The 7,931-nt window shown below is 61.0% G+C and carries 8 protein-coding genes; 1 reads left to right on the top strand and 7 read right to left on the bottom strand.

The features are described from left to right. The 4 genes from AC1DRP_RS32745 to AC1DRP_RS32730 form a co-directional block, all read right to left on the bottom strand. Window positions 1–736, bottom strand: a 736-nt coding sequence (locus tag AC1DRP_RS32745; RefSeq protein WP_476770696.1) for a glycosyltransferase family 2 protein, incomplete at its 3' end; no start/stop codon positions are given. A gap of 132 nt (window positions 737–868) precedes the next feature. Continuing rightward, window positions 869–1,927: an alginate O-acetyltransferase AlgX-related protein gene (locus AC1DRP_RS32740; RefSeq protein ID WP_476770695.1), complete on the bottom strand. Its 1,059-nt coding sequence runs from the start codon at window positions 1,925–1,927 to the stop codon at window positions 869–871. 114 nt (window positions 1,928–2,041) lie between these two features. Continuing rightward, entirely contained in the window at window positions 2,042–3,460 is a 1,419-nt protein-coding gene (locus AC1DRP_RS32735) for an MBOAT family O-acyltransferase (RefSeq protein ID WP_476770694.1), read from the bottom strand. A gap of 56 nt (window positions 3,461–3,516) precedes the next feature. Further along, window positions 3,517–4,383 (bottom strand): TylF/MycF/NovP-related O-methyltransferase, encoded by an 867-nt coding sequence (locus AC1DRP_RS32730; RefSeq protein WP_476770693.1) that lies wholly within the window; start codon window positions 4,381–4,383, stop codon window positions 3,517–3,519. A gap of 349 nt (window positions 4,384–4,732) precedes the next feature. On the opposite strand from AC1DRP_RS32730, the gene AC1DRP_RS32725 reads away from it, so the two are divergent. Beyond that, a complete protein-coding gene (locus AC1DRP_RS32725; RefSeq protein ID WP_476770692.1) occupies window positions 4,733–5,593 on the top strand; it encodes a glycosyltransferase in 861 nt (286 codons plus the stop codon). Here AC1DRP_RS32725 and AC1DRP_RS32720 read toward each other — a convergent pair. From AC1DRP_RS32720 to AC1DRP_RS32710, 3 genes are all read right to left on the bottom strand, one after another. Beyond that, the gene (locus AC1DRP_RS32720; protein WP_476770691.1) at window positions 5,590–6,480 is read right to left on the bottom strand and encodes a glycosyltransferase family 2 protein; all 891 of its coding nucleotides are present in this window, start codon (window positions 6,478–6,480) and stop codon (window positions 5,590–5,592) included. The two genes, AC1DRP_RS32725 and AC1DRP_RS32720, sit on opposite strands and share 4 nt — an antisense overlap. Window positions 6,481–6,678: 198 nt before the next feature. Continuing rightward, window positions 6,679–7,395, bottom strand: coding sequence for a ribonuclease activity regulator RraA (locus AC1DRP_RS32715; RefSeq protein ID WP_476770690.1), 717 nt, complete (start codon window positions 7,393–7,395; stop codon window positions 6,679–6,681). Window positions 7,396–7,493: 98 nt separating this feature from the next. After that, window positions 7,494–7,931 (bottom strand): Bug family tripartite tricarboxylate transporter substrate binding protein (locus AC1DRP_RS32710; RefSeq protein WP_476770689.1); only part of this gene is annotated, 438 nt, incomplete at its 5' end.

Raw genomic sequence — 7,931 nt, 5'->3', positions numbered from 1 at the left:
GAGCAAGCACCCCGGCTACCGCAGAGAAAAATGCCATGGGACGCTCCTCCTTCACAAGGAAGCCGATCAGCTTCAATATCCGGAAGCCGTCATGATAAGTGCGCAGCTTGCTCTGTGAGCCAGCAGGCCGCTCGTTGTAGACGGTGCTGATCTCGGACAGCGGCATCTTCATTTCAAGCGCATGGACCATCAACTCGGTTTCTATCTCGAAACCGTGTGACATGCCGGGAAAGGACTTCGCATATCGGCGGGAGAAGGCCTTGTACCCAGAGAGCATATCCGTCGTTGCGGATCCGAAGATGTTCTGAACCAGGCCTGTGAGCATCTTGTTGCCCCAAGCGTGCCCGGCTCGGTACGCATCCGCACTCTCGGCGACGCGCGCGCAATTGACCATATCGTATGGGCCCGAAACGACTTGCGCGAGCAATACGGGAGCCGCACTCGCATCATAGGTCGCATCACCGTCGACCATTATGTAGATATCAGCCTCGATATCCGCGAACATTCGCCGGACAACATTGCCCTTCCCCTGCCGCGTCTCAGTCCGAACGATAGCACCCGTCTTTCGGGCGATATCGGCGGTGCCGTCCGTCGAGTTATTGTCGTACACGTAGATCTCAGCCTCCGGTAGCGAAGCCTGAAACCCTGCAACGGTTGCGGCAACCGTCACAGCTTCATTGTAGCACGGTATCAGAACGGCAACGCGAAACTGCGTGGATGAGCTTACAGAATCCATTCGTCTCTCGCTTGCATCGGGACCCGACTTCTTCGACCGGACGGGCTGCGATCTACGGCGGGCGGGGTGCCATGCCACGGTTCTTTCGACGGCACAACCAGACAGTCGCGTCTCAGACGGAATGTTAGACTATCAGAAGCCCACCGGCGGGCCGGGAATCGTCTTGAGATAGCGTTCGGCGACGACGAAGAGGACGAGGTCGGGCTTCACCTCGTCGACCAGCGCAAAATTGAAGTTCGCTACGTTGTGATGTGTGTAGACGGGGTCGCGGAACGTCTGGAACAGCGCCGTGGGGCCCAGTACGTAGTCGGTGAATGAATCGCCGAAGATCACCGCGCGCGGCGCCTGCCGGCGGTCCGTCGTGCGGAAGGTAATGGGCCAGCCCCAGCCATTTCCAGGTTTGCGAATCTCGGAGGTCAGAATACGGCTCGGCCCCTGGCCATTAAGGTTTTCTCCAGTAAATGCGAGATCCTTGTGCAGCCCCAGAAGGTACAGGAGATCGCTGGGGACCGGTCCCTGGCTCGATGTGAAATCGGTGATCGGATCGATCGCCAGCATCGGAAAGCTCGGCTTCAGGCTTGCCATCAGCATGTCATACGCAATCAGCGAGGCACGCTGAGACCAATGGGTATCGCCCTTGAAGTAGAGGCCGGGATGCTTCGCCTTGGCCGCGACGATCGCTTCGCGCGGATCGATGAATGTCAGCGCTGTTCCCTGCAGCCGCGCGGCGATCTGATCTGCGCGCGTCAAGGCGCCGGCGCGACGCGGATATTGCGGAAGCATCTCGGGATAAATCGTGTTCTTGTCAGGTGCCAGCAGCATAGCGAAGGCGATGCCGCGCTTGGCGAGCCATTCCCGATTAGCCTCCATGCGGGCCACCCACTGCTCGAGTTCGCCCTGCGTGAAGATATCCTGACCCGTATGCTGCTCCATGATCCGTTCGGCCGTGTAGAACAGCCATTCATCGCGACCGATAGCAACCTGGGGATTGCTGCTGACGCCAAGACTGTGACGGGTCAGGCTGTTGAGGCGAACGAGCTGATCGCGCAAGCCGAAATGGTCGTTGACATAAGTCTCGAGCAGCCGCGACAGCTTCAGTGGGCGCGCCAAATCTTGCCAGCCGGGAGCACGGGCGAGCAAACGGTTCTCGCCCTGCCCCATCCCCGCCCCGCCGACGAACTGCAACACCATCGGCGCGAGCGAGATCAGCCCGAAAACCGCGATGACCAGCCATGACGGAATGCGCCAGGGCCGACTGAGCGCCAGAGTGACGGCGCGATCGATCTCTGCCCGCATGGCCCCCGCTCAGAACCGGAAATAGATGAAGGGATTATAGGCCCCGCCGGCGAGACTCATAGAGACCAACCCCAGGACCAGCACCAGACCGGCAAGGCGCACGAAATCAACCACCGGCCACATCCTGATGAACCAGCGTGACATGCCGTCCAGTGCGGCCTGCCCCCATGGACCCGCAGCGGCAAGTCCGACCAGACAAGCGAGCAGCACGTCTGCGCCGATGAGCCGCTCCAGGGTGGGCGCAAACGGCGCTGGCGCCCCCAACCCCACCATCGCCTTTAGGAAGCTCATGGCCTGGCCCATGCCGTCTGCCCGGAAGAATACCCAAGCCAGCATGACGAGGAGCAACGTGTAGACCGCACGGATGACGGTCGGCAATCTTTCCAGCCGCGCGCCGACACCCGCTCGCTCCATCACCAATGCCGTACCATGGAGCATCCCCCAAACGACGAAGTTCCAGGACGCGCCGTGCCAGATGCCGCATAGAAGAAAGACGATGAAGAGGTTGCGATAGGTCTGGAGAGGCGAGCCGCGATTTCCGCCAAGTGGGATGTAGACATAATCGCGAAACCAGGACGACAACGAGATATGCCAGCGGCGCCAGAATTCCGTCACCGAGAGCGAGGCATAGGGATAGTTGAAGTTGATCGGGAAAGTGAAACCGATCATGAGGGCGAGACCGATCGCCATCAGCGAATAGCCGCCAAAATCATAGTAGATCTGCAACGTGTAGCCGATGACGCCGGCCCAGGCGATACTGGTGGACAGCTGATCGCTCGGCAACGCGAAAACAACGTCGACACTGGCCGCTATCGTGTTGGCGATGAGCACTTTCTGGCCGAGGCCAATCACGAATATCCGGATTCCTGCCGCGACACGCTCCATGGTGAAAACCGGCTGGTGGAGCTCGGTCACGATGAATTTGTAACGGATGATTGGTCCCGCCACGAGTTGCGGGAACATCGAGATGTAAAGGGCGAGGTCGCGCAGGCTGCGCTCAGCCGGAACGTCCCGCCTGTAGACGTCGATCAGATAGGACAGGGCATGAAAAGTGTAGAACGAAATGCCAAGTGGCAAGGCGATCTTCACGAACGCCCCACTCGGAGCCGCTTGGTTGAAAAGAAAGGCAACGGTTTCGGCGAGGAAGCCGAGATACTTGAAGATGATCAGGATCAGCAGGTATACCGAGACACCGGCGGCAAGGATCAGCTTGCGGCGCCTCTTGTCTGACTCGGCATCAATCATGATGCCGAGTCGATGGTTTAACCCGATGGACCCGAGCAGCAGGAATATATAGAGCGGCTCGCCCCAAGCATAAAAAAACAGGCTAAAGGCAAGAAGCACATTCTTGCTGCGACCGAAGGCATAAAAGCAAATCAGCGTGATCGGAAGAAAGTAGTAGAGGAAAACGATACTACTGAAGACCATCGTTTTTGCCAGCGCCTAACGTGCGTGCCTTCGCCTGCAGCAATGCAGGCGGGGGACTAGCTCAATTTCTCGAGGGTTACGAAATGACCGGCGAGTGTCAGCGGCTTATCCAGCTTCCAGCGCCCATTCATCTCAGCGACAAACTCGTCGGTCGCTAGCTGGGCACCTTCGGAGAAGAAGCCGTAATCGTCGACGACTACGCGGGCCCCCGGCAGCATGCGGGCGTCGAGGAAGTGCAGAGCGTCCTTGATCGGTTCGTAGAAATCGAAGTCGACATAAGCGAAGGCGACCCGCTGCGGCACATCGGGCCGCTTGATTGTCTGATTGACCCACCCCTTCATCACCCGCAGGCGATCCTTGGGGAATTTCACCTTCTCAAGGCGACCGAGCACCTCGGTCTCGGCCGACTTCATGGTGCCGCGATAGCGCTCCATCGAGCCGAGGCCAAAGATATCGTCGATCAGCTTGTCTTCCTTGGTCGGAGCCGGCAGGCCTTCGAAGGAATCGAACAGCCAGAACACCCGCTTGGTGTCCATGATCTCGCTAGCGATGAGCTGGGACGTAGCGCCCTGGGCAACACCGAATTCGCAGATGTCGCCTTCGACCTTTAGCGCCTTATGCAACGCGTCAAGGAGGTAGAGAGCCTCGCAGACATTGGTACCGATCAGATCTGCCAGACGCTCCTCACGGCCGGGGTTGGCGGGGAGATCCGGCAGCGCGGTCATGCGCAAGAGAGCCTCGATCTCCTGGCCGTCGCGCCTGTGAATCGTGCGCATGGTCTCGCTCAAGACGAGCCGGTTGCGGAGTTCGTTGAGTTCGTCCTCGACACTCCCGGCGTTTTCGACGCGCGTCACGGCCTGAATGCGGCGAATGTCGTATCCAAATGACCGCGCCAGATCGCGGACAGCATTCTTCAGGCTCATTGTCGATATCCCCTACTTTTTCCCGCCCCGCCCCTTTCGGGAAACATCGAGACACATGCCGATCCGGACGCCGTAAGCCCGAAGGCCCGAGCACAGCGCACCAACAATCACGATCAACCACGAATGATCCGACGGGTCGATACCTCGTTGAATCGTCTACGACAAGCGCTGAGGTTGCTTATCCCGCATATCGATTCATCAGGCATCTCCCGCTGCAGCGCCCGATCTCTACGCGCGAAATCGCCTTGCAACTGCCGCCAATGCCCCGCACTTAGGCACAATTCTGCTTCCGCCATACTGCAGCGCAAGAAGACCCGAGAGGTGCCCCTTGACAACGGTGAGTATCATTATGGCGACGCGCAATGCAGAGGAGTTTCTGCCGGACGCACTGGCAAGCATTTCTCGATCGATCCGGAGCACGGCAGCCGTCGAGATCCTGGTGGCGGATGGCAACTCCAGCGACGGGACCTTGGCGATCGCGACTGCTCACGCCGGCCTCAAAGTGGTTTCTCGGCGCGATACTGGCATCTATGACGGCATGAACCAAGCGATCGCGGCCGCGACGGGCGACTACTGCCTGATCCTGAACAGCGACGACCTGCTATTGGACGAGGCGCTTGGCCAGGCCATCGGAATACTCGAGGCGCGCCCCGATACCGGATTCGCCAGCGCTCCCGCTCTTTTCGGATCGGGCCTCAACGATGCGCTTCTCCGATCGCATCCAGCCCCTCTTACCGCAGAAGGGGCTCTATTCGGTGTTCCGGCGATCAATGCACGCCTGTTTCGACGCAACGTTCTTCAGGGCGCGGGCCCCATCCGAACGGATATCGGCCTCGCGGCCGACAGGGAGTTCATGGCACGCTTCGCTCGCACGGGCGTAACTGGCGTCAGTGTCGAAACACCACTCTACCTCTACAGGGTTCATCAGGGATCGCATACGATCTCGGGCGATCGAGCAGGCCGGCAGCGCGTTTACGAGGCAGAAGCCCAGCTGGCTCGCTTCCTCACCACAGACGCCGATCCCAGAATTCGCCAACTGGCAAGTGCGGCGGGCGCCGTCGCGGCGTTGAAAATGCGGGTCAGTCGCAGCCGGCCGCCCGCTATAGCTAAGGGGCAAAAGCAGCAACAGGGTGCGCCCATGGGGCCGATCGACCTGTGGCGCGGTCTAATTCTGGCCCGTAAATGGCGAGGCCGACTATCCGGCTACTAGCCATTGGGTGATGCCCGCTCCGATCCGAGCCACCATCTCTGCAGGTGCAACCTGAACCGGGGTCGCAGCAGCCACGAATGAGCCAAGGCTCGCACGCACCCTCCCAGATCGCCGGAGAAGTACCGCGTCGAGGCCTTTTCGATAGCGAGATAGGCGGCCATGTTGCGTCTGAGGGGCTGGGGCAATCGATGCGCTGCACCCCGCGCCAGCCATTTCTCCGAGAGAATGGACGCTGCGCGGTCCAATCGGTCGCGGGACGGGCGCCCACCCACGCGGACCTCGACCTCGACGGCGTCAACAACGGCGACGCCCCCTCCCGCCAGCGCAAGGCGCAGAAACCAATCGAGATCCTCCAGCCGCTCTAACCTCTCGTCGAGAAGACCAACACGCGCGAATGCTTCGCGCGGTACCAGCGCCGTCGAGCCGGGCCCAAACCAACAGCCTGACGCGAAATCGGCAGGGTCTGCGCTGGCCACTGGAATTCGGATCGCTGTGGCGCCGGTTGCCAGCTCGAGCCGGCGAAAGCCGGTCGCCACGCTGGTTAGCGACGGCCACCCACGTGCCATTCCGTCTTCGGCGAAAGCCACCTGACGGGCAAGCTTGCCCGGCAACCAGATATCGTCTGAATCGAGGAACGCGATCCAGGGAGACGTAGCCTCGCTAATTCCGCGGTTCCGAGCGGCGGCAGCACCCGCGTTCCGGCTGAGCCGGATCAGGCGTACGCGCGGATCGTGGGCACAATCAAGTGGAACCCGATAGGGCTCGGGCGAGCCATCATCGACGACAATAACCTCGAAATCGACGCCGTCTTGCTGGATAACGGACCGCAACGCGACATCCGCCTCCTGCTGTCGGCGGTAAACCGGGATAATGACCGAAACTTTCATAGGGAATCCGACTGAGACCGCACACACCACACCTTGTAGCCCAATGCGCCTGCGCCGGGCATTGCCCTTCATTGGCCTCGACGGGAGTGCGCGACCGCAACGAGCATCGCAACGGCGATAAAGGCACCGGGCCGTCGGAGCCTGACATGACCTAGCCTGTCAACGTCGCTGGAGTAGATGACACGCGAGCGGGGATATTCAAGCCCACCCCGTCCGCCAGACCGCGAACTTCGCCTTGGTCTCGGCATTGGCCGGATAAAGCCCGAAAATGGTTTCGCCGGCGCGGACACGTTCTTCGACAAAATCCTCGTAGGCCGTCTGCTCATAGGCCTCCTCGGCGATCTCATTGGCGAGATGCGCCGGGATCACGCAGACCCCCTCACCGTCTCCAACCACGATGTCACCGGGGAACACCGGCACATCGCCACAGCCGATCGGGACATTGATATCGGCCGCGTGGTGGCGGATCAGATTGGTAGGAGCGCTCGGCCGGCTGTGAAAGGCCGGAAACGGCATCTGCGCGATATCTGGCGAATCCCGGAAGCCGCCATCGGTGACAACGCCGGCAACGCCTCGCTGCATCAGCCGCGAGACCAGGATGCCGCCAGCCGACGCCGCGCGCGCGTCCTTGCGGCTGTCGATCACCATGACATGGCCCGGCGGGCACGCCTCAACCGCCTTGCGCTGCGGATGCTCGATATCGGCGAAGACGCCGAGATGGTCGAGATCCTCACGCGCCGGGATGTAGCGCAGCGTATAGGCCTCGCCGACCATCCGCGGCGCCGCGGTTCCCAGCGGCCGCACGTCCTGAATGAAGACATTGCGGAAGCCGCACTTAAACAGCGCGGTCGTCAATGTGGCGCTGGAGACGCGCTTCAGCTTTTCGCGATTTTCGGGGGTCAGCAAGGACGTCATCGGAAGGTGATCCTCATTCGCTCAAAGGAGGCGGCATACGACGCTGATAGTCGCCGCCCCGGGGCTGCACCGCCGCGCAGCCTCGGAGCCATCGCGTTTCACTCGATCTTTACATTCGCCTTCTGCGCCACCTCGGCCCAACGCTTGGTTTCGGCGGCGATATGGGCGGTGAAATCGGCCTGGTTCGAGCCAACCGGGTCGACCCCAAGCTTCCTGAGCTGCTCGACGGTTGCCGGCTCGCGCATGATCGCCTGCACCTCGGCAGAAAGCTTGTCGACGATCGGTTTCGGCGTCGCGGCAGGCGCAAAGAAGCCGTGCCAGGAGGTCGCGGCATAGCCCGGAATGAACTCGGCCAGCGCCGGAAGGTCCTTGGCCACGGCGAGCCGTTCCGGCGTTGCGGTCGCGAGTGCCCTGATTTTGCCGGCTTCCACATGCGGCCACGCTATGGTGATGTTGTCGAAGGAAAGCTGGATCTGGCCGGAGAGCAGATCCTGGGTCACCTGCCCGCTCGATCGGTAGGGTACATGGGCCATATC

This window comes from Allobosea sp. 01N443, from assembly GCF_056399325.1.
The sequence above is the reverse complement of the archived record's forward strand: the minus strand, read 5'-3'. Positions and strand labels throughout refer to the sequence as shown.

Bases quoted from the DNA above. Each gene is read 5' to 3' on its own strand.
- AC1DRP_RS32740 (WP_476770695.1), bottom strand. From the start codon at position 1,927: ATGGTGTTGCAGTTCGTCGGCGGGGCGGGGATGGGGCAGGGCGAGAAC.
- AC1DRP_RS32735 (WP_476770694.1), bottom strand. From the start codon at position 3,460: ATGGTCTTCAGTAGTATCGTTTTCCTCTACTACTTTCTTCCGATCACG.
- AC1DRP_RS32730 (WP_476770693.1), bottom strand. From the start codon at position 4,383: ATGAGCCTGAAGAATGCTGTCCGCGATCTGGCGCGGTCATTTGGATAC.
- AC1DRP_RS32725 (WP_476770692.1), top strand. From the start codon at position 4,733: ATGGCGACGCGCAATGCAGAGGAGTTTCTGCCGGACGCACTGGCAAGC.
- AC1DRP_RS32720 (WP_476770691.1), bottom strand. From the start codon at position 6,480: ATGAAAGTTTCGGTCATTATCCCGGTTTACCGCCGACAGCAGGAGGCG.
- AC1DRP_RS32715 (WP_476770690.1), bottom strand. From the start codon at position 7,395: ATGACGTCCTTGCTGACCCCCGAAAATCGCGAAAAGCTGAAGCGCGTC.